Below are 20716 nucleotides of genomic sequence, written 5' to 3'. Positions count from 1 at the left end.
AGAGACACCATGAACCTCACCAGCTTCCGCTTCGAAACCGACGCCGATGGCATCGCCACCCTGACCTGGGACATGCCCGGCCGCTCGATGAACGTGATCACCCCCGAGGTGATGGCCGAGCTCAATGAGGTCGTCGACAAGGTCGCCTCGGATGAGGCGATCAAGGGTTGCGTCATCGTCTCCGGCAAGGATTCGTTCTCCGGCGGCGCCGACCTCACCATGCTGCAGGGCCTGCGCGACCTCTACGTCAGGCTCGCCAAGGAGCAGGGCGAGCAGATCGCGATGCAGCGCTTCTTCGACGAGAGCCGCAAACTCTCGCTGCTCTATCGCAAGCTCGAAACCTGCGGGAAGCCGTTCGCAGCCGCGATCCATGGCGTCTGCCTCGGCGGTGCCTTCGAGCTCGCGCTCTCCTGCCAGCTCCGCGTCGTCTCTGACGATGCCTCGACCCGCGTCGGCCTGCCCGAGATCAAGGTTGGACTGTTCCCCGGCGCCGGCGGCACCCAGCGCGTCTCGCGCCTGATGCAGACCGGCGACGCGCTGCAGATGATGTTCAAGGGCGAGCAGATCAAGGCGCTGCCAGCCCGCAATTCCGGCCTCGTCCATGCGGTCGTGCCGCGTGATCAGATCGTCGCCGCCGCCAAGGAATGGCTGAAAGCCAATCCGCAGGCCAAGGCGCTTTGGGACGACCCGAAGTTCAAGCTCCCGTCCAACAAGGTGCATTCGCCAGCCGGCATGCAGATCTGGCCGCCAGCCAGCGCGATCTATCGCCGCGAGACCAACGACAACTACCCGGCCGCCCGCGCCATCCTGAGCGCGGTCTATGAGGGCCTGCAGCTGCCTATCGACCTCGCCCTCAAGGTCGAGAGCCGCTACTTCGCCAAGATCCTGCGGACGAAGGAGGCGGCCTCGATGATCCGCTCGCTCTTCGTCTCGATGCAGGAGCTGAACAAGGGTGCCCGCCGTCCGGCCGACGTCCCGGCTTCGAAGCTGAAGAAGGTCGGTGTCATCGGCGCCGGCTTCATGGGCGCCGGCATCGCCTATGTCACCGCCAATGCCGGCATCGAGGTCGTCCTCGTCGATCGCGATCTCGAGGCGGCCGAGAAGGGCAAGGCCTATTCGCACAAGCTGATCACCGACCAGATCACCAAGGGCCGCGCCAAGACCGCCGATCGCGACGCGCTCCTGGGCCGCATCAAGGCCTCGGCCGATTATGCCGATCTCAAGGGCTGCGACCTGATCGTCGAGGCCGTGTTCGAGGACCCCAAGGTCAAGGCCGAGGTCATCGCCAAGGTCGAGGCCGTGGTCGGCCCCAAGACCATCTTCGGCTCCAACACCTCGACGCTGCCGATCACCGGCCTCGCCGAGCACAGCGAGCGCCCGAAGAACTTCATCGGCATCCATTTCTTCTCGCCGGTCGAGAAGATGCTGCTGGTCGAGATCATCATGGCCAAGAAGACCGGCAAGAAGGCGCTCGCCATGGCGCTCGACTTCGTCCGCGCCATCAAGAAGACGCCGATCGTCGTCAACGACACCCGCGGCTTCTACGCCAACCGCTGCGTCGGCAATTACATCCGTGAGGGCCACCTCATGCTGATGGAAGGCGTGCCGCCGGCGATGATCGAGGCCGCCGGCAAGCAGGCCGGCATGCCGGTCGGCCCGCTCTCGCTCAATGACGAGGTCGCGGTCGATCTCGCCTACAAGGTATTGAAGGCGACCAAGGCGCAGCTCGGCGAAGCCTCCGTCGATCCGGCGCAGGAGAAGCTCCTTGCCGAGATGGTCGAGAAGCATGGCCGCCTCGGCCGCAAGAACAAGAAGGGCTTCTACGATTATCCGGAAGCCGGGCCGAAGCGGCTCTGGCCCGGCCTTGCTGAGCTCACCAAGAACAAGCTCGAGCCCGAGCTGATCGACATGGAGGAGCTGAAGCACCGGCTCCTGGTCACCCAGGCGCTCGAAGCCGCCAGGACCTATGAGGAAGGCGTCGTCACCGATCCGCGCGAGGCCGATGTCGGCTCGATCATCGGCTTCGGTTTCGCGCCGTATTCGGGTGGCACGCTGAGCTACATCGACAATATGGGTGCGGCTGCCTTCGTGAAGCTCTGCGAAGGGCTGGCGAAGAAGCATGGCGAGCGCTTCAAGCCGAACCGGCTTTTGAAGCGCATGGCCAAGACCGGCGAGAGCTTCTACGGCAGCGCCGAGAAGAAGGCCGCGGCCTGATCAGGCGAAGAGCCGCTCCTTCAGGAGCGGCTCCAGCCAGTCGGCGAAGACCTTGAGGCGGCGCGACAGATGCTGCCGGTGCGGATAGAGCAGGGCGACCGGCATCGGCTCGGCCCTGTAGTCGGGCATGACCTCGACCAGCTCGCCCGCGGCCAGATGCGCGGCGACGTCATAGGCCGGGATCTGGATCAGTCCGAGCCCGGCCCGGCAGCAGGCGATATAGGCCTCGGCGCTGTTGACGGTGACGCGGCCGGCCATCGCCCGGCTGTGCAGCCGCTCGCCATCCAGCCATTGCCAGTCCTCGACTGCGCCGGTCGATGGCGAGGCGTAGTGCACCGCCTCGTGCCGTGAGAGGTCCTCCGGGCTCTCCGGAACCCCATGCCGGGCGAGATAGGCCGGGCTCGCGACATTGATCAGCCGGAGCTCGCCGAGATTGCGCGCGATCAGGCTGGAATCGCTGAGCGGCCCGACACGAAGCACGCAGTCGACACTGTCCTCGATCAGATTGACGGCTCGGTCGGTGACGCCGAGCTCGATGGCGATATCCGGATAGCGCGCCAGGAAATCGGGCAGGGCCGGCGCGATGATCAGCCGGCCGATCCGGCCCGGCACGTCGATCCGGAGCTTGCCGGCCGGCCCATCGGTGGAGCTGCGGAACAAGGCCTCTGCGTCTTCGACATCGGCGATCAGCCGAAGGCAGCGCTCATAGAAGGCGAGGCCGTCCTGCGTCGGTGCGACATGGCGGGTCGTGCGGTGGAGCAATCGTGTCCCGAGCCTGTCCTCCAGCAGGCGGATCGCCGCCGACACCGAGGAACGCGGTTGGCCGAGCGTCGCCGCGGCGCGCGTGAAGCTGGCGCATTCGACGACGCGGGCGAAGGTGGCGAAGAGATCGATCCGGTCCATTGCCGGGACGATGCGATTGTTCGCTACAGCTGACAAGTCATGTCAACTTATCCAGCTTTATCGGGACAATCGGCCGACTACCTTGCTGACAGGGTGAACAGAGTTCGCAGCGACAGCAGGAGACAGGGCCATGGCCGACCACGCAATCAAGGGCAAGACCGTCATCATCGCCGGTGGCGCCAAGAATCTCGGCGGTCTTCTGGCCCGCGACCTCGCCGCCCATGGCGCCAGGGCGGTGGCTGTTCATTACAACAGCGCCGCGACCAAAGCGGAGGCCGATGCGACCGTCGCCGCGGTGAAGGCCGCGGGCGCGGAGGCCGCCGCCTTCCAGGCCGACCTGACCACCGCTGGTGCGGTCGAGAAGCTCTTTGCCGATGCGGACGCCGCGCTCGGCCGGCCGGACATCGCGATCAACACTGTCGGCAAGGTGCTGAAGAAGCCGATGGCCGAGATCAGCGAGGCCGAATACGACGAGATGGCCGCGGTGAACTCCAAATCCGCCTTCTTCTTCCTCAAGGAGGCCGGCAAGGCGGTCAATGACGACGGCAAGATCTGCACGCTGGTGACTTCGCTGCTCGGCGCCTTCACCCCGTTCTATGCGGCCTATGCCGGGATGAAAGCCCCGGTCGAGCATTTCACCCGCGCCGCCTCCAAGGAGTTCGGCGAGCGCGGCATCTCGGTCACCGCGATCGGCCCCGGCCCGATGGACACGCCGTTCTTCTATCCGGCGGAAGGGGCGGATGCGGTCGCCTATCACAAGACCGCGGCTGCGCTGTCGAAGTTCTCCAGGACCGGCCTGACCGATATCGAGGACATCGTCCCCTTCATCCGCTTCCTCGTCTCGGACGGCTGGTGGATGACCGGCCAGACCATCCTGGTGAATGGCGGCTACACGACGAAGTGAGTGAGCCGGCCGGCCGCTCTCGCTGAGGGCGGCCGGCCATCGGCCACGCCCGGGGCGGGTGCGTTTGTTCAGCTCCCACTCACCCTGGCGAGGATATCGAGACGATACGGAATGCGTTTCCCGCGCGGAGAGACAGCATGCATATGGCAATGGTGATCGGCGGCGGGGGCGTCCTGCTCGGCCTGTTCCTGCTCTTCGGCAAGCTCTGGGGCGGGGCCGAGCCGGCCTTCGCCACGGCGGCGAAGCTGTTCGTGCCGGCCTGGCTCGCGATCGCGCTGGTCAACATGTGGGTCGGCGTCACGAGGGCCGGCTATTCCGTGCGCGAGGAATTGCCCATCCTGGCCGTGGTCTTCCTGGTGCCGGCCGCGCTCGCGGTTCTCGTCGCCTGGCGCGTCGCGCGCTGACGGGCGGCGGCCGTGCTTCGGCCGGAACACTGAGCTGCGAGGACCATCACGACATCATGCCCGTTCGACCGATCCTGAGCTTCCCCGATCCGCGCCTGCGCTTACCTGCGGCACCGGTCACCCGCTTCGACGCCGACCTCCGCGCGCTTGCCGAAGACTTGCTCGACACGATGCGGGCGGCGCCGGGAATCGGCATCACCGCGCCGCATATCGGCGTGCTCTCGCGTCTCGTCGTCCTGGAGCTGACGCCCGGGGAGGTTCGTACCTATGTCAATCCGGAGCTGGACCAGGTCTCGCGAGAAACCATCCGTCATACCGAGGGCAGCGTCTCGATGCCGGGCGTGACCGATGAGCTCGAACGCCACGCCCGCATCCGCGTGCGCTATCAGGATCTCGACGGGACGGAGCAGAGCGAGGATGCGGACGGCCTGCTCGCCGTCTGCCATCAGCACGAGATCGACCAGCTCGACGGCGTCTTCTGGATCGACCGCCTGTCGCGTCTGAAGCGCGACCGGCTGATCGCCCGCTACAACAAGCTAGGGCGCGGGTGAGCGCCCTGAAAGGTGCGTTACATTAGCCGTAAGCGCGCTGCAGAATCGCCAAAAGCTCTTGTCCGGTAGTCTTGGCCAGCTGGGTCGTTTGGCTCAGCTTGCCAGGTATTTCCCGATCGGCCGAACCAAAGGTGTCGATTGGCCCGTTTGGCTCATCGCCAAAAACTTTGACACGAGCGTGCACTTTGCTGGGATGCACGCTCCCTTCGCTAGGCCCGATCTCAAGTTTTTCGATACGCGCCATAGCTCGGAGCCGTCAGTTCGCCACGGCCCTGATCACCCGCCGCAGCTTGCCGATCAGCTCCTCGACTTGGGCTTCCGTGATGATCAGCGGCGGCGAGAAGGCGATCGTGTCGGCGGCGGTACGGACCATCAGCCCTTCCTCGCGGAACAGGCGATCCATCGCCTCGTAGGCACGCTTGCCGACGCCTTCCGCCCGCGGTGCGAGGTCGACCGCGCCGACCAGGCCGAGCGTGCGGATATCGACCACGTTCGGCTCCCCCTTCAGGCTCATCACCGCATCTGCCCAGCTATCCTCCATCGCCCGGACGCGCTCGAACAGGCCCTCCTCGCGATAGATGTCGAGCGTCGCCAGCGCGGCGGCGGCGGCCAGCGGGTGGCCGGAATAGGTGTAGCCGTGGAACAGCTCGATGACGTTGTCCGGTCCGCCCATGAAGGCGTCGTAGATGTGCTTGCGCACGATCACGCCGCCCATCGGCACCGTGCCCGAGGTCACGCCCTTGGCGAAGGTGATCATGTCGGGGATGACGCCGTAGCGCTCGGCGGCGAAGGCGAAGCCGAGGCGGCCGAAGCCGGTGATGACCTCGTCGAAGATCAGCAGGATGCCGTGCTTGTCGCAGATCTCGCGCAGGCGCTTGAGATAGCCCTTCGGCGGCGGCAGCGCCCCGGTCGAGCCCGCCATCGGCTCGACGATCACGGCGGCGATGGTCGAGGCGTCGTGCAACGCGACGACGCGCTCGAGGTCATCGGCGAAGTGCGCGCCGTAGTCCGGCTCGCCCTTGCTGAAGGCCTGCTTCTCGCGGTCATAGGTGTGGGAGATGTGGTCGGTGCCGGTCAGCAGCCCGCCGAAGAACTTGCGGTTGTTGACCATGCCGCCGACCGAGATGCCGCCGAAGCCGACGCCGTGATAGCCGCGCTCGCGGCCGATAAGGCGGGTCTTCGAGCCCTTGCCCGAAACATTCCAGTAGGCGAGCGCGATCTTCAGCGCCGAATCCGCCGCTTCCGAGCCGGACCCGGCGAAGAAGACATGGTCGAGATCGCCCGGCGCCAGCGCCGCGATGCGGGCGGCGGCGGCGAAGACCTTGGGATGGCCGTACTGGAAGGACGGAGCGTAGTCGAGCTCGCGCGCCTGCGCCTGGATCGCCTCGATGATCGGCTCACGGGCATGCCCGGCATTGCAGCACCAGAGGCCAGCCGTGCCGTCCATCACCGGCTTGCCCTCGGGCGTGTAGTAGAACATGCCCTCGGCCCGGGCGACCATGCGCGGATTCTGCTTGAACGACCGGTTCGGCGTGAACGGCATCCAATAGGCTTCGAGATCGTTCGGCGAGCTGATGGCGCGCGGCGCAGAGGTCATGATCCGGTCCCATTTAGTTTTTTAAAGCTTCCTCAACCTAGCAGCGCGGTCGGGGCTGTAAATCCGCGTCGGCTCGGGGCATGCCTGCGTCCGGCGAGCGGCAGCCTGTCTGCTGGCGCAAGATGACGTAACGTCGTTTGTGGCGTAGGCTAACCAATGGGGTTAACACTGGACTACGCCCCGATGGCTGAGGATGTCGCTGGTCCGGACGGAAACGCGCCTATCGCGGCGGAGGAAATCCGCGCGCAGCTCGATCGCGTGCTCGCATCCGACATCTTCCGCAGCGCACCGCAGTTGACCGCCTTCCTGAGCTATGTCGTCGAGCAGGCGCTGGCCGGCCGTGCCGGCGAGCTGAAAGGCTACAACATCGCCGTCGAGGCGTTTGGTCGCTCCGCTGATTTCGATCCGCAATCGGACCCGATCGTGCGCGTCGAGGCCGGCCGCCTGCGCAAGGCGCTCAATCTCTATTTTGCGGCTGACGGCGTACGCGATCCCGTACGGATCGCGATTCCCGTCGGCGCCTATGTGCCTTGCTTCACGCGGCCCGGTTTCCCGGAACCCGAGGCGGCCGTCCTGGCCGCCGAGTCGGCACAGCCTGCTCCGGGCGCTGCAAGGTCCTGGCGCGTCTGGGCTTACACAGCTGTCGCGCTGGTTCTGACCGCCGCGATCGCGCTCGTCGCCTGGCATTGGACCGGGACCGGACCGGAACCGGGCATCGCCATGTCGAGCGGGGACACGCAGGCGCCACGGCCCGCAGCCGCTGTCGCGCCCGATCAGCCCGCTTCGCCGCAACCCGCCGAGCCGGTCGCTGCGCCTGCGAGCCTGCCCGTCATTGCCGTCGTGATCGCCGGGGATATCGTCGATCCCGCCGTTGATGACGCCGCCCGGCTGTTCATGCGCCATCTCGTCGACACCATGGCCCGGTTCGACGACCTGCTCGTGGTCAAGACGCCGGGCACGGCGCTGCGGCCGGAGGAGGGGGCCGATTACGTCCTGAGCCTCAACACCTCGCGGGCGGGCGACAAGGTCGAAGGCTTCGTGCGGCTGAGCGCTGCGAAGGACGGGCGCGTCGTCTGGACCACCTCCGGCGCACGGAGCCTCGAGGCCGTCAGCGACGGCACGGAGCTGCGCGAGCTGGCGCAAATGGTGGCGATCCGGCTGGCCCAGCCCTTCGGCATCCTGCACGCCGATCTCAGGCTGGCGACGCTCCCGCCCGGGATCGCCTGCATCTACCAGGCGCTCAACGTCCGCCGGCATATGAAGGCGGACGACCATCTTGCCGCGCGCAACTGCCTCGACACTCTTGTCGCGCGCGATCCCGATTTCCATCCGGCCTGGTCGCATCTGGCGCTGCTCACGGCGGACGAATACGCCTCCGGCCTGAACGCCCGGCCCGGCTCGCCGCTCGACCGGGCCCTCGCAGCTGCGATCACTGCGGTGCGGTTGGCGCCCGCGAGCGCACGGGCGCACCAGGCATTGATGGAGGCGCAGTTCCTGCGCGGCATGACCGAGGAAGCGCTCAAATCCGGCCGGGAAGCCCTGACGCGGAACCCCTTCGACCCCGACATCATGGCCGATCTCGGAGCGCGCTATGTCCAGCTCGACCGGGCGGCGGAAGGGCTGCCTCTGCTCCAGCGCGCCGCCGCGCTGAGCAATGGCCGTCCCTCCTGGTACGATGTCTTTCTCTATTTCGCCGCCTATCTGACCGGCGCGACCAAGCTCGCGGACACCCAGGCCGCCCTGCTCAAGGCGGAAGAAACCCCGCTCGCCCTGATCGCGCGCGCCGTGGCGAGTGCTGCCGGCGGGGACCGCGTCGATCTCGAAGCGGCCTTGCGGCTGCTGGGCCAGGCCGAGCCGCTCTTTGCTCTCGATGCGCGGCTCTATCTGGCCCGCAAGGGCTTCTCCTCGTCGGTCAGCGATCGCATTCTTGCCGCGATCGGACAGGCCGGGTTGCGGCCGCAATAGCGCGCGCCCCGGATCTTCTCTGTGCGAAGCGGCGAGATTTGCCGATAGGCCTCGCAGTTGCGGAATCAGGCCGCTATTCTGTGTTTGTCGCAGCTGATTCGTAGCGTTGCGTTGCCCCTCAACCCCTTGCGCGATTTCAGCCCTTGGCTCGCATCCGCCTCAGCGCTCTCTCCCCGGCCGCCAGCGGCGTCGCCGGCTTTTCGCTCGGCGCCGTCGCGATCCTGCTTCTGCCGGGAAGCCTCGCCAATGCACTCGGCCTGCTGAGCGCCGGGCTCGGTCTTGCCGGGGCTGCGGCTCTGGCCCGTCGGAGCCAGGCGCGCGAGCGCGAGCAACTGCTCGCGGCGATCGGCGAGGTCAAGGTTCGCCTCGCCACCAACGCCATCCGCGTCGATTCGATGGCGAAGCGCCTCGACCAATCGCCGATGGGCGAGGCCGATGCCGCCCCGGCCAAGGCGATGCTGCACGAGCTGACCGCCGAGGTTGGCCTGCTCGGGGATCTCCTGCAGCAGGTCGCGACGACATTGGGCGAGCATGACGACCAGCTCAGCCGGATCGAGGGGCGGCTCGCCACTCCGCCGCCGCCGCAGCCCGCACGGATCGCCGCGTTGCTTCCCGAGCGCACCGAGCCCCGTGCTCCGGAGCCTCTGATCGCGACCCGGCACGATCCGGCCGAGGCGGCACAGCGCCGCGCCGCCGAGGAGCGCGCTGTCCTGATCAGCGAAGCTCTGGCGAAGGGCCAGGTCGAGGTCCATCTCCAGCCAATCGTCAGCCTGCCGCAGCGCCGGACGCGTGGTTATGAAGCGCTCGTCAGGCTGCGGCTCGACGAGACGACGCTGCTGCTGCCCTCCGAATTCCTGACCACGGTCGAGGAGCGCGGCTTCGGCCCGACGCTCGACGCGCTCGTCCTGACGCGTGCGCTCGCCATCGCCCGCCATCTCGGCAGCAAGCCGGGAGAGCTCTTCGTCTCCTGCAATTTCAGCGCGGCGACCTGGGGATCGTCACGCGCCCTGGCCGCGCTGTCGCGCATCCTGGAAAAGTATCACGAGCATATCGGCAATCTCGTCATCGAGGTGCCGCAGCGCGTCTTCCGGGCGCTGGAGCCGGCGAGCCTCGGCCTGCTCGGCGCCATGTCGGCCAATGGCGTGCGCTTCGCGCTCGACCATGTTTCCGATCTGCGCTTCGATCCGATCTCGCTGCATGATCGCGGCGTGCGCTTCGTCAAGGTCTCGGCCGCGCTGCTGCTGGCCGAAGCGCGCGGCAGCACGCTGGCCGATATCGCGGCGGGCGACATCGCGGTCCAGCTCGCCCGCGGCTCGATCCAGCTCGTCGCGGAAGAGGTCGAGGACGACCCGATGGTCGCCGACATGCTCGATCTCGGCATTGCGTTCGGCCAGGGCATCATCTTCTCGCCGCCTCGGCCGGTGAGGCCCGAAGTCTTCGCCGAGCCGCAGCCGGAAACCGCTCCGGCTCCGGCGCCCGCCGCCATTGCGGCGCCGCCCGCCTTGGCCGAAGTGGTCGACCATCCCGCCATGGCGCCGCCGCCGGCAGTGAAGCGCGTGCCCTTCCGCGATATCCTGCGCCGCGCCACCGCCTGAAGAATTCCCATAGGACGGAAGCGCTGGCCTGCGCCGGCGAAGGCGCGTAGACAGGCCGCGCCTGTTCGCTGGAGTTAAGCTCGTGCCGTTCTCGACCCGTCTTCTGTCCAGTGTTTCCGCCATCATCGACCAGTACGAGCTCTGCCTCTGCGACATCTGGGGCGTCGTCCACAATGGTGTCGCCCCCTTCGCAGCGGCCTGTGATGCACTGGCCCGGATGCGGGCCGGTGGCGTCACCGTCGTGCTCGTCTCGAACGCGCCGCGCCCGCGCTCGGAGATCGCGGTCCAGCTCGGCAAGCTCGGCGTCCCCGGTGACGCCTTCGACGCGATCGTCACTTCGGGCGACGTCGCGCGCGACCTGATCGCCCAGCGCGCCGGCGAGCCGCTCTACCATCTCGGCCCGCCGCGCGACCTGCCGCTGATGGCCGGGCTCGATGCGCCGCGCGTCGGCTCTGCCGAGGCGCACTACATTGTTTGCACCGGCCTCTTCGATGACGAGACCGAGACGGCCGAGAGCTATGCCGAGCAGCTCGCGGATTTCGCCCGTCGCGGCCTGACGCTGATCTGCGCCAATCCGGACCTGGTCGTCGACCGTGGGGGGCGCATCGTGCCCTGCGCCGGTTCGCTTGCCCTGGCCTACGAGCAGATCGGCGGCAAGGCGATCTATGCGGGCAAGCCGCATGCGCCGATCTACGATCTCGCCATTCGCCTCGGCCAGGAGCTGCGCGGCGAGACGGTCGAGAAGGCACGCATCCTGGCGGTCGGCGACGCCATCCGCACCGACATCGCCGGTGCGGCCCAATATGGCCTGGCGTCGCTGATGTGCGTGGCCGGTATCCATGCCGGCGAGATGGCGGGCATGACGAATGAAGCGCTGCAGGGCTGGTTCGGCCGGCAGAGCCACCGGCCCGACTACGCCATGCCGCATCTGGCCTGGTGAGAAGCTTCGGGGTGCGGCTCTGGAATGAAACCCGGCGCTACGCTTCGCTTCGGCCGGGATGACTTCGCGCGTTGGGTTGTAGCGGAGGCGAGACGCCTCAGGCGGCGCAGGCCGCCTCGATCTTGGTTTTCAGCGTCTGCGCGCTGAACGGCTTGACGATGTAGTTGTTCACGCCGGCCTTCTTGGCGGCGATGACGTTTTCGGTCTTCGATTCCGCCGTCACCATGATGAACGGCGTCTCGGCGATCTCAGCCTCGTTGCGGACCTGGCGCAGCAGCTCGTAGCCGGTCATCGGCTCCATGTTCCAGTCCGAGATCACCAGCCCGTATTTCTTGTCGCGCATCTTGGCGATCGCGGCATTGCCGTCGGAGGCGTCGTCGACATTCTCGAAGCCGAGCTGCTTCAGGAGGGTCCGGATGATCCGCACCATCGTCTGATAGTCGTCCACCACCAGAATCGGCATTGACGGGTCGACAGCCATGACGGCGCTCCAAAGCCAGTAGTCCGCGGCGCTTGCGGCGCCGACGCGCGCCGCTCTCGCAGAGCAGCGACCTTAGGTCAATTCTGATAGGCGCTCGGCGTTTCAAAGCCGTTAACCCGGTCCAGAAGTGACCTAACGGCATACTACCTTTGGCGGAAGGGTGAACAGGGCAACAGGCACCAAAGTTCAATGGTGCGATGCAGCGAACTATGGGACGCTCTCCGCTCGTTTCCGGATGCAGGCGGTGCTCCACCGTGCTGCAGTTGCGAGAGCTGACCGATGATGGCGAGCACGCTCTATCAAGTTCATGCCTTCGAGGACCTTGTCATCGGCCAGCGCGAGAGCCTGATGCGCACGGTGATGGAGCGTGACATCTCGCTCTTCGCCGACCTGTCGGGCGACGCCAACCCGATCCATCTCTGCGACCGCTACGCCGCCTCGACCAAGTTCGGCCAGCGCATCGCCCATGGCATGCTGACCGCGAGCCTGGTCTCGGCCCTGCTCGGCACGCGCCTGCCGGGGCCGGGCGCGGTCTATCTCTCGCAGACGCTCAACTTTCTCGCGCCGGTGAAGATCGGCGATGTCGTCACCGCTCGTGTCGAGGTGGTCGAGCTCGTGGCGGAGCGCCGGCGGGCCCGGCTGTTCTGCGAATGCCTGGTCGACGGCAAGGCGGTGCTGGAAGGCGAGGCCTGGGTGGCACTGCCACGCGCGGCGGCGCCGGCCTGAATTCCCTCCCCACCGCAAGCGGGGGGAGTGCTTGCTCCCTTGACGCTCCCTGCCGCTTGGGGCCAAACACGGCGCTGGCCGGGGCTTCCCGGCGTCGACCTTGCATTCCATGACCTCATCCCCCGAGGCGGCGCGATCCGATGCGCGGTCTGCCTTCGTCCTCGAACCCGGCAAGCCGGTGCCGGCCGATCTGCGCGGCCGGGTGCTGACGCTCGGCAATTTCGACGGCGTCCATCGCGGCCATGCCGAGCTCGCGCGTGTCGCCGGCGAGATGGCGATAGCGCAGGGAACGCAGGCCGCGGCGCTGACCTTCGAGCCGCATCCGCGCACCCTGTTTCGGCCCGAGCAGCCTGTGTTCCGGCTGACGCCGGAGCCGATCAAGGTCGCGCTCCTCGCCGAACTCGGGCTCACCCTCAGCTTCATCGTGCCGTTCGACCGCGCGGTTGCCGGCATTCCGGCCGAGGCCTTCGTCGACGAGCTGCTGCTCGGCCAGCTCGGCGCCGCCGGCCTCGTCTGCGGCTACGATTTCCATTTCGGCAAGGGCCGCACCGGCTCTCCCGAAATGCTGCAGGCGCGCGCCGGTCATGCCGGCATCCCCGTTACTGTGGTGCCGCCCTTCGCCTTCCAGGGCGAACCCGTCTCCTCGACGCTGGTGCGCACAGCGCTCGAAGCCGGCGATGTCGACCACGCTGCCGCTTTGCTTGGCCGGCCCTGGTTCGTGCGCGGCGAGATCGCTCATGGCGACAAGCGCGGCCGCGATCTCGGCTACCCGACCGCGAACATGCACCTTCCCCGCGATTGCCGCCTGCGCTTCGGCATCTATGCCGTCAGGATCAAGATCGATGGCGCCTGGCGCGACGGTGTCGCCAGCTTCGGCAGCCGTCCGACCTTCGACGATGGTGCGCCCAAGCTCGAAACCTTCGTCTTCGACTTTTCCGGCGATCTCTATGGCAAGACCGTCGATGTCGCCTTCGCCGCCTTCCTGCGCGGCGAGGCGAAATTCGACTCTCTTGAAGCACTGATTGCCCAGATGGATGCCGACAGCGCGAGTGCACGCGACATCCTGGCGAAGACACCGGCCTTCCTTCCCTGAGCCCCCTTTGCTAGAAGCCGCTGATGTCCGCTCCGCATCTCGTCCCGCCTCGGCGAATTACCGGCCCGGCTGCCGCCCCGCGCTGATGCGCGGGCGCTTGCGCAGTCCGGGGTTGCGTCGCTTTCCCTGATCTTTTCGCCGAGAGGCGCCGCGCCAGCCGAGCTGGCCCGCCTGTCGCATTTGCCCGAGCCGGATCAATGACCGAAAAACCCGAAACCACCGACTATTCGCAGACGCTGTTCCTGCCGCAGACGGAATTCCCGATGCGCGCCGGCTTGCCGCAACGCGAGCCCGAATTGCTCGCCCGCTGGGCCAAGATGGACCTCTACCGCAAGCTGCGCGAAGCCGGCCAAGGCCGCGACCGCTTCGTCCTGCATGACGGCCCGCCCTACGCCAACGGCAACATCCATATCGGCCACGCGCTCAACAAGGTGCTGAAGGACCTGGTGACGCGCTCGCAGCAGATGCTCGGCTACGATTCCAACTACGTGCCGGGCTGGGACTGCCACGGCCTGCCGATCGAGTGGAAGATCGAGGAGCAGTACCGCGCCAAGGGGCTGAACAAGGACGACGTGCCGGTCGTCGAGTTCCGCAAGGAATGCCGCGTCTTTGCCGAGAAGTGGGTCGACATCCAGCGCAACGAGTTCAAGCGCCTCGGCGTCGAGGGCGACTGGGACGATCCTTATCTCACCATGGCCTATGGCGCCGAGGCGCAGATCGCCCGCGAAATCATGAAATTCGCGCAGAACGGCCAGCTTTATCGCGGCTCCAAACCAGTGATGTGGTCGGTGGTCGAGAAGACGGCGCTGGCCGAGGCCGAGGTCGAATACGAGGAGCACACCAGCGACACGATCTTCGCGGCGTTCCCAGTGCTCGGTTCCGGCCCGCTCTCCGGCGCAGCGGTGCTCATCTGGACGACGACGCCCTGGACGATCCCGGGCAACCGCGCGATCTCGTTCCATAACAAGATCGCCTACGGCCTCTACCGGATTACTGCCGCTCCCGAAGGCAACTGGGCCAAGGTCGGCGCGAGCTATGTGCTGGCCAAGAACCTTGCCGAGTCGGTGTTCAAGAGCGCCAAGGTCGAGGCTTACGAGCTGGTGCGCGACGTTGCTGCCGGCGATCTCGCCGGCTTGACCGCTGCCCATCCCCTGCGCGGCCAGGGCTACGATTTCGACGTGCCGCTGCTCGACGGCGACCATGTCACCGACGATGCCGGTACCGGCTTCGTCCATACCGCGCCGGGCCACGGCCGCGAGGACTTCGACGTCTGGACGGCCAATGGCCGGATGCTCGCCGAACGCGGCATCGAGACGAGGATCCCTTACACCGTCGACGCCGATGGCCGCTTTACCAAGGAGGCGCCTAGCTTCGAGGGCGCGCAGGTCATCACCGACAAGGGCGAGAAGGGCAATGCCAACGAGGTCGTGATCAAGGCGCTCGCAGCCTCCGGCAACCTCGTCGCGCGCGGCCGCCTCAAGCACCAGTATCCCCATAGCTGGCGCTCGAAGAAGCCGGTGATCTTCCGCAACACGCCGCAATGGTTCATCGCCATGGACAAGTCCTATGGCGATGCCGGTGCGCCCGATCCGGCAGCACCGGCGCCGACCGCCGGCGGCAATGCCGACACGCTGCGCAACCGCGCGCTCAAGGCGATCAAGCAGACCGAATGGGTTCCCGCCGCCGGCGAGAACAGGATCAACGGCATGATCGCCAACCGGCCGGACTGGGTGGTCTCGCGCCAGCGCGCCTGGGGCGTGCCGATCACCGTCTTCGTCGACAAGGAGAGCAAGGAGATCCTGGTCGACGAGAAGGTCAACGCCGCGATCGCCGAGGCCTTCGAGCAGGAGGGGGCCGACGCCTGGTTCACCGACCACGATGGGGCTCGCTTCCTGAAGTCCCAGGGCTACGACCCGGCCAAGTACGAGCGCGTCACCGACGTGCTCGACGTCTGGTTCGACTCAGGCTCGACCCACGCCTTCACCTTGGAGAAGCGCGCCGACCTCAAGACTCATCGCGTCGTCGACGGCGGCCGCGACAAGGTGATGTACCTCGAAGGCTCGGACCAGCATCGCGGCTGGTTCCATTCGAGCCTGCTCGAAAGCTGCGGCACGCGCGGCCGCGCGCCCTTCGACGTGGTGCTGACCCACGGCTTCTGCCTCGACGAGAAGGGCGAGAAGATGTCGAAGTCGAAGGGCAACGTCACCGCCCCGCAGGACATCATCAAGGACAGCGGCGCCGACATCCTGCGCCTCTGGGTCGCGGCTGCCGACTATTCCGACGATCTGCGCATCGGCAAGGAGATCCTGAAGACCTTCGTCGAGACCTATCGCAAGCTGCGCAACACCATGCGCTGGATGCTCGGCACGCTCGCTCATTTCGACGAGAAGATCCGCGTCTCCGATCCGGCCTCGATGCCGGAGCTGGAGCGGCTGATGCTGCACCGTCTCGCCGAGCTCGGCCCGCAGGTCGAGGAAGCCTATCGCACCTATGACTACAAGAAGGTCGTGACCCTGCTCTCGCAGTTCATGAACACCGAGCTCTCGGCCTTCTATTTCGACGTCCGCAAGGACGCGCTCTATTGCGATCCGCGCTCCAGCCATGTCCGCAAGAGCGCGCTCACCGTCGTCGACCATCTCTTCCGCTGCCTGACGACCTGGCTCGCGCCGATCCTGGTCTTCACCGCCGAGGAGGCCTGGCTCGAGCGCTATCCGGACGCCAAGGCCGGCGAGGCTTCCGTCCATCTCGAGCTCTTCGCCAAGGCGGATGACGCCTGGCTCGCTCCCGAATTGGCCGAGCGCTGGGCCAAGGTCCGCCGCGTGCGCCGCGTCGTCACCGGTGCGCTCGAACTGGAGCGTGCCGCCAAGCGCATCGGCTCCTCGCTGGAAGCGGCGCCGATCGTCCACATCGCCGATCCCGACCTGCGCGCGGCGCTGAGCGGGCTCGACCTCGCCGAGATCTGCATCATCTCCGGTGCGAAGATCGCGGACGGTGAGGGGCCGGCCGACGCCTTCCGCCTGCCGGACGTGCCCGGTGTCGCGGTTGTCCCGGCGCGCGCCTCCGGCATCAAATGCGCCCGCTCCTGGAAGTATTTCGATCCGGCGACGGCCGAGCCCGGCTTCCCCGAGGTGACGCCGCGCGACGCCAAGGCGCTGCGCGAGCTCGGGCGCGCAGCATGACACCGACGCGCCGCCTCGGCGCCCTGATCGTCGCGCTCGTTTTCGTGCTCGACCAGGCGCTGAAGCTCTGGCTGCTCTTCGGCCTCAGGCTGGCCGAGGAGGGGCCGTTCCAGCTCGCCTCCTTCCTGGAGATCGTGCTCGCCTGGAACCGCGGCATCTCCTATGGCCTGTTCCAGCAGTCGACCGATATCGGCCGCTGGGCGCTGGTCGTGCTCTCGATTGTCGCGGCGATCTGGCTCTGGCGTTGGATGTGGCGCTCCGACGACAGGCTGACCGTGGTGAGCCTGGCGCTGATCATCGGCGGCGCGCTCGGCAACGGGCTCGATCGTATCGTCTACGGCGCTGTCGTCGACTTCGTGCATGTCCATGTCGGCACGTTCAGCTGGTACATCTTCAACATCGCCGACGCGGCGATCGTCTTCGGCGTGCTCGGGTTGCTCTGGGAGTCGCTGAGGCCAAGCGCGGACCGCTCCAAGGCGACTTGAAGATCAAACGCTTATTCGGCTCTTGGGCCTCATCCTTCGAGACGCCGCTGCGCGGCTCCTCAGGATGAGGGCTGAGGGGCATTCATGGGCCTCCAGAGTACCGGCCGGCCACAGGTCATTTACGGCAATTCGGCAAAAGGGCTCCCCGTTTTGCCGGATATGGGTTAAAAGGCCCGCCATGCTTTCGCCGCGTCGTTCGTTCAATGACGTGGCCGGTATCGGGATGGAGAGGTAGATGGCTTATCGGATTCGCGCTTCGCACGTGCTGCTCGCTGGCGGCCTGCTGCTGGCGACGACCCCTGCTTTCGCCCAGGAAGGCATGCTCTTCAAGAATTTGGTTGAGGGCATGGGTCTGTTCGGCCGCGACAAGGCGGACATCGATTACAAGCAGCGGGCCCCGCTGGTCGTGCCGCCGTCCTCGGCTCTGCCCAAGCCGCAGGAAGCCGGCGCCAACCGCAGCGCCGCCTGGCCTGATGACCCGGACGTCGCCCGCCGCAAGGCCGAGCGCGACAGCTCCAACATCCTGTTCCAGAACACCGAGTCCTATCGCGCCAACACCAGGCCGCTGCTGTCGCAGGAAGAGCTGCGCCGCGGCCGCGTGACCGGGCGCGGCAACGGCCCGGAAGGGGTCGCCGAGGATCACAACACTGGCAACAACCAGATCGGCCCGATCCGCATCGGCCGCGAGATGGCGGCCCGCCAGGCGTCGACGGATACCTCCAACCTCGCCTATGGCACCGAGCCGTCCCGTCGCTATCTGCACGAGCCGCCGACCGGCTATCGCCGCCCGGCCGGCACCGCCGCGCTCGGCCCGGGCGCGGTTGGCCCGCGCGAGGACAAGCAGGCGGTCGGCCAGCGCGAATTCCTCACCGGCCAGAAGGTCTACGAATAGGCGTCAGCGATCGGATCTTGCTGCGTTGGTTTTCCGGCGCAGCCGGCCTATCTAAGAACGAGCCCTTTTTCCGGCTCGGGTCCATGCGGGCCCGAGCCGGTTCGTTTCTAGACCTCGCGATCCGCAGGAGCTTTAAGGTCATGACGGTGCACATCGCTCCCGCCGAAGCAGCCAGCCAGATCGAATCCTACAAGCTCGCCAATGGGCTCGAGATCGTGGTCGCGCCCGACCACCGCGCGCCTGTCGTCACGCATATGGTCTGGTACCGTAACGGCTCCGGTGACGATCCGGCGGGCAAGTCCGGCATCGCCCATTTCCTCGAGCACCTGATGTTCAAGGGCACGGCGAAATGGCCGGCCGGCGAGTTCTCGAAGATCGTCGCGGGCTATGGCGGCCAGGAGAACGCCTTCACCTCCTATGACTACACCGCCTATTTCCAGCGCGTGCCGAAGGAGCATCTGCGCGCGATGATGGATTACGAGGCCGACCGGATGACCGGCCTCGCCTTCGACGAGAGCGTGGTCGCGCCCGAGCGCGACGTGGTGCTGGAGGAGCGGCGCATGCGCGTCGACGCCGATCCGGCCGCCCAGCTCGGCGAGGAGTTCTCCAGCGCCCTCTACGCTCACCACCCCTATGGCACGCCGATCATCGGCTGGGAGCACGAGATCGAGGAACTCTCGCGCGACGACGCTTTCGCCTATTACCAGCGCTTCTACACGCCCGAGAACGCCATCCTGGTCGTCGCCGGCGATGTCGAGCCGGGTGAGGTGCTGCGCCTCGCGCAGGAGACCTATGGCGTGATCCCGGCCCACGGCGAGGCCCCTCGCCGCAAGCGTCCTGCCGAGCCCGAGCCGCGCGCCGCGCGCCGCGTCACCCTCAACGATCCGCGCGTCCAGCAGCCTTCGCTGCGCCGGGCCTGGCTGGCGCCGACCTATGTCTCGGCACAGCGCGACGAGGCCTTCGCGCTCGAGCTGGCGGCCGAGATCCTCGGCGGCGGCACGACCTCGCGGCTCTATCGCAAGCTCTGCGTCGAGCAGGAGCTCGCTGCCGGCGCCGGCGCCTATTTCATGGGCTCGATGGTCGACCGCTCGACCTTCCAGCTCTCGGTCAGCCCGCGCCCGGGTGTCGCGATGACGGCGCTCGAAGCAGGGCTTGATGCCGCGCTCGCAGCCTTCATCGCCGAGGGACCGACCGAGCTCGAGCTCGCCCGCGCCCGTACCCGCCTCGTGGCCGAAACGGTCTTCGCCCGCGACAGCCAGTCCTCGCTCGCCCGCATCTTCGGCTCGGCGCTCGCCGTCGGCGAGACCGTTGAGGACGTGCTGCTCTGGCCGCAGCGGATCGAGGCGGTGACGCGCGAGCAGGTCACCGAGGCAGTCCGGCGCTATCTCAAGCCCGACCGCTCGGTCACCGGCCTGCTGCTGCCGGCCGCTGCCTGATACTGCGCTTAAAGCCATTACGGGCGGGCTCCGGTCCGCCGTCGAGGATTGCCGATGAACGCTTCGCTTGCTCCCGCCTCCGCTTCTCCCGGTCCTTCGCTCGCCGTCCAGCGCGTCACCGCCGCCTGCGGCGTCGAGGCCTGGCTGGTCGAGGAGCACAGCCTGCCGCTGCTCGCGCTCGACTTCGCCTTCGACGGCGGCGCCAACCGCGACCCGGCCAATGCCGCCGGCAGCGCCAATCTGGTCTCTGGCCTGCTCGACGAGGGCGCCGGCGATCTCGATGCCGAGGCCTTCCAGGGTCGCCTGGCCGACCACGCCATCAACCTCTCCTTCGATGCGCGCCGCGACGATTTCCACGGTCAGCTTCAGACCCTGTCGCAGCATCGCGATGTTGCCTTCGAACTGCTCGGCCTCGCGCTCAACGCCCCGCGCTTCGACGCCGATGCGGTGGCGCGCGTCAAGGCGCAGGTGATCGCCGGCCTGCAACGCCAGGCGCAGAATCCGGATGTGGTCTGCCGCAATGCGCTCTTCGCCGCGGCCTTCCCCGGCCACGCCTATGGCCGGCCCGAACGCGGCGATGTCGCCAGCGTCGGCGGGGTCGAGCCCGCAGCGTTGAAGGCACTGACGCAGGGCCTCTTCACCCGCGGCGGTCTCAAGGTCGTCGCGGTCGGCGACATCAGCGCGAGCGAGCTGGCCTCGCGGCTCGATGCCCTGTTCGGCGCCTTGCCGGCCGGCGCCCCGCGCATCGAGCCGGCGGCCCCGCTGCCGATCGCCGATCTCGGCCAGACCCATGTCGTCGATCTCGACGTGCCGCAGACCGTGCTGCGCTTCATCGGCCCCGGCCTAATGTGGGACGATCCCGATTTCATCGCCGCGACCGTGCTGAACCACATCCTCGGCGGCTCGGCCTTCACCTCGCGCATGTTCCTGGAGGTGCGCGAGAAGCGCGGCCTCGCTTACGGCGTCTCGTCCAGCCTGGTCCCCTTGCGCCAGAGCGGCTTCTTCGTCGGCGGCACCTCGACCCGCAATGACCGCGTCGCCGAATCCATGAGCGTGATCCGCGAGGAGATCGCCAAGCTCGTCAGCGAAGGGCCGAGCGAGCACGAGGTCGAGGAGGCCAAGCGCTATCTGATCGGCTCCTATTCGCTGCGCTTCGACACCTCGCCGAAGATCGCGGGCGAACTGCTCGGCCTCGCGATCCGCGGTGAGCAGCCGGACTTCGTCGAGACCCGCAACCAGCGCTTCGCCGCGGTGACGCTTGCCGATGTCCGGCGCGTCGCCCAGCGCCTGTTTGGCGAGGGCAAGCTGCTCGTCCAAGCCGTCGGCCGGCCGGTCGGGCTGGTTTGATCGG

General features: G+C 67.3%; 18 protein-coding genes. 14 read left to right on the top strand and 4 right to left on the bottom strand.

Features of this window, described 5'->3' with window-relative positions:
* Positions 1–9 precede the first annotated feature (9 nt).
* Positions 10–2214: an FAD-dependent oxidoreductase gene (locus ASE66_RS02070; protein ID WP_057187908.1), complete on the top strand. Its 2205-nt coding sequence runs from the start codon at positions 10–12 to the stop codon at positions 2212–2214.
* On the opposite strand, the gene ASE66_RS02065 is transcribed toward ASE66_RS02070, so the two are convergent.
* Positions 2215–3117 (bottom strand): LysR family transcriptional regulator, encoded by a 903-nt coding sequence (locus tag ASE66_RS02065; RefSeq protein ID WP_057187907.1) that lies wholly within the window; start codon positions 3115–3117, stop codon positions 2215–2217.
* A gap of 130 nt (positions 3118–3247) precedes the next feature.
* Between ASE66_RS02065 and ASE66_RS02060 the strand changes: the two genes are divergently transcribed.
* The 3 genes from ASE66_RS02060 to ASE66_RS02050 all read left to right on the top strand — a co-directional run bounded on the left by ASE66_RS02060 (position 3248) and on the right by ASE66_RS02050 (position 4976).
* Positions 3248–4021: an SDR family oxidoreductase gene (locus ASE66_RS02060; RefSeq protein WP_057187906.1), complete on the top strand. Its 774-nt coding sequence runs from the start codon at positions 3248–3250 to the stop codon at positions 4019–4021.
* Between the two features lie 137 nt (positions 4022–4158).
* Entirely contained in the window at positions 4159–4425 is a 267-nt protein-coding gene (locus tag ASE66_RS02055) for a hypothetical protein (protein ID WP_057187905.1), read from the top strand.
* A gap of 56 nt (positions 4426–4481) precedes the next feature.
* Complete coding sequence (locus ASE66_RS02050) at positions 4482–4976, top strand: peptide deformylase (protein ID WP_057187904.1); 495 nt, start codon at positions 4482–4484, stop codon at positions 4974–4976.
* 22 nt (positions 4977–4998) lie between these two features.
* Here the strand turns inward: ASE66_RS02050 and ASE66_RS02045 are convergent, their stop codons facing one another.
* Complete coding sequence (locus ASE66_RS02045; RefSeq protein ID WP_057187903.1) at positions 4999–5220, bottom strand: hypothetical protein; 222 nt, start codon at positions 5218–5220, stop codon at positions 4999–5001.
* A 12-nt stretch (positions 5221–5232) separates the two neighbouring features.
* Positions 5233–6573, bottom strand: coding sequence for an aspartate aminotransferase family protein (locus tag ASE66_RS02040; RefSeq protein ID WP_057187902.1), 1341 nt, complete (start codon positions 6571–6573; stop codon positions 5233–5235).
* A gap of 183 nt (positions 6574–6756) precedes the next feature.
* Here ASE66_RS02040 and ASE66_RS02035 point away from each other — a divergent pair, with 183 nt between their 5' ends.
* From ASE66_RS02035 to ASE66_RS02025, 3 genes are all read left to right on the top strand, one after another.
* Positions 6757–8538, top strand: a complete 1782-nt coding sequence (locus tag ASE66_RS02035) for a hypothetical protein (protein ID WP_057187901.1) — start codon at positions 6757–6759, stop codon at positions 8536–8538.
* Between the two features lie 143 nt (positions 8539–8681).
* Positions 8682–10133 (top strand): EAL domain-containing protein, encoded by a 1452-nt coding sequence (locus tag ASE66_RS02030; protein ID WP_057187900.1) that lies wholly within the window; start codon positions 8682–8684, stop codon positions 10131–10133.
* Between the two features lie 82 nt (positions 10134–10215).
* Positions 10216–11073: a TIGR01459 family HAD-type hydrolase gene (locus ASE66_RS02025; protein WP_057187899.1), complete on the top strand. Its 858-nt coding sequence runs from the start codon at positions 10216–10218 to the stop codon at positions 11071–11073.
* A 97-nt stretch (positions 11074–11170) separates the two neighbouring features.
* On the opposite strand, the gene ASE66_RS02020 is transcribed toward ASE66_RS02025, so the two are convergent.
* Complete coding sequence (locus ASE66_RS02020) at positions 11171–11554, bottom strand: response regulator (protein ID WP_057187898.1); 384 nt, start codon at positions 11552–11554, stop codon at positions 11171–11173.
* Positions 11555–11833: 279 nt separating this feature from the next.
* On the opposite strand from ASE66_RS02020, the gene ASE66_RS02015 reads away from it, so the two are divergent.
* From ASE66_RS02015 to ASE66_RS01985, 7 genes are all read left to right on the top strand, one after another.
* A complete protein-coding gene (locus ASE66_RS02015) occupies positions 11834–12280 on the top strand; it encodes a MaoC family dehydratase (RefSeq protein ID WP_413814238.1) in 447 nt (148 codons plus the stop codon).
* A 109-nt stretch (positions 12281–12389) separates the two neighbouring features.
* Positions 12390–13373, top strand: coding sequence for a bifunctional riboflavin kinase/FAD synthetase (locus tag ASE66_RS02010; RefSeq protein ID WP_082613133.1), 984 nt, complete (start codon positions 12390–12392; stop codon positions 13371–13373).
* A gap of 197 nt (positions 13374–13570) precedes the next feature.
* A complete protein-coding gene (gene ileS / locus ASE66_RS02005) occupies positions 13571–16552 on the top strand; it encodes an isoleucine--tRNA ligase (protein WP_057187897.1) in 2982 nt (993 codons plus the stop codon).
* Positions 16549–17037: a signal peptidase II gene (gene lspA / locus ASE66_RS02000; RefSeq protein ID WP_057187896.1), complete on the top strand. Its 489-nt coding sequence runs from the start codon at positions 16549–16551 to the stop codon at positions 17035–17037. Before ileS ends, lspA begins: the two co-directional genes overlap by 4 nt.
* Before the next feature lie 235 nt (positions 17038–17272).
* The gene (locus tag ASE66_RS01995; RefSeq protein ID WP_057187895.1) at positions 17273–17929 is read left to right on the top strand and encodes a hypothetical protein; all 657 of its coding nucleotides are present in this window, start codon (positions 17273–17275) and stop codon (positions 17927–17929) included.
* A 140-nt stretch (positions 17930–18069) separates the two neighbouring features.
* A complete protein-coding gene (locus tag ASE66_RS01990; RefSeq protein WP_057187894.1) occupies positions 18070–19365 on the top strand; it encodes a M16 family metallopeptidase in 1296 nt (431 codons plus the stop codon).
* 54 nt (positions 19366–19419) lie between these two features.
* Positions 19420–20712, top strand: a complete 1293-nt coding sequence (locus ASE66_RS01985; protein ID WP_057187893.1) for a M16 family metallopeptidase — start codon at positions 19420–19422, stop codon at positions 20710–20712.
* Positions 20713–20716 lie beyond the last annotated feature (4 nt).

Source organism: Allobosea sp. Root483D1, from assembly GCF_001429505.1.
Lineage (GTDB): Bacteria > Pseudomonadota > Alphaproteobacteria > Rhizobiales > Beijerinckiaceae > Allobosea.
Note: the sequence above shows the minus strand (reverse complement) of the source record. Positions and strands in the feature narration are given on the sequence as shown.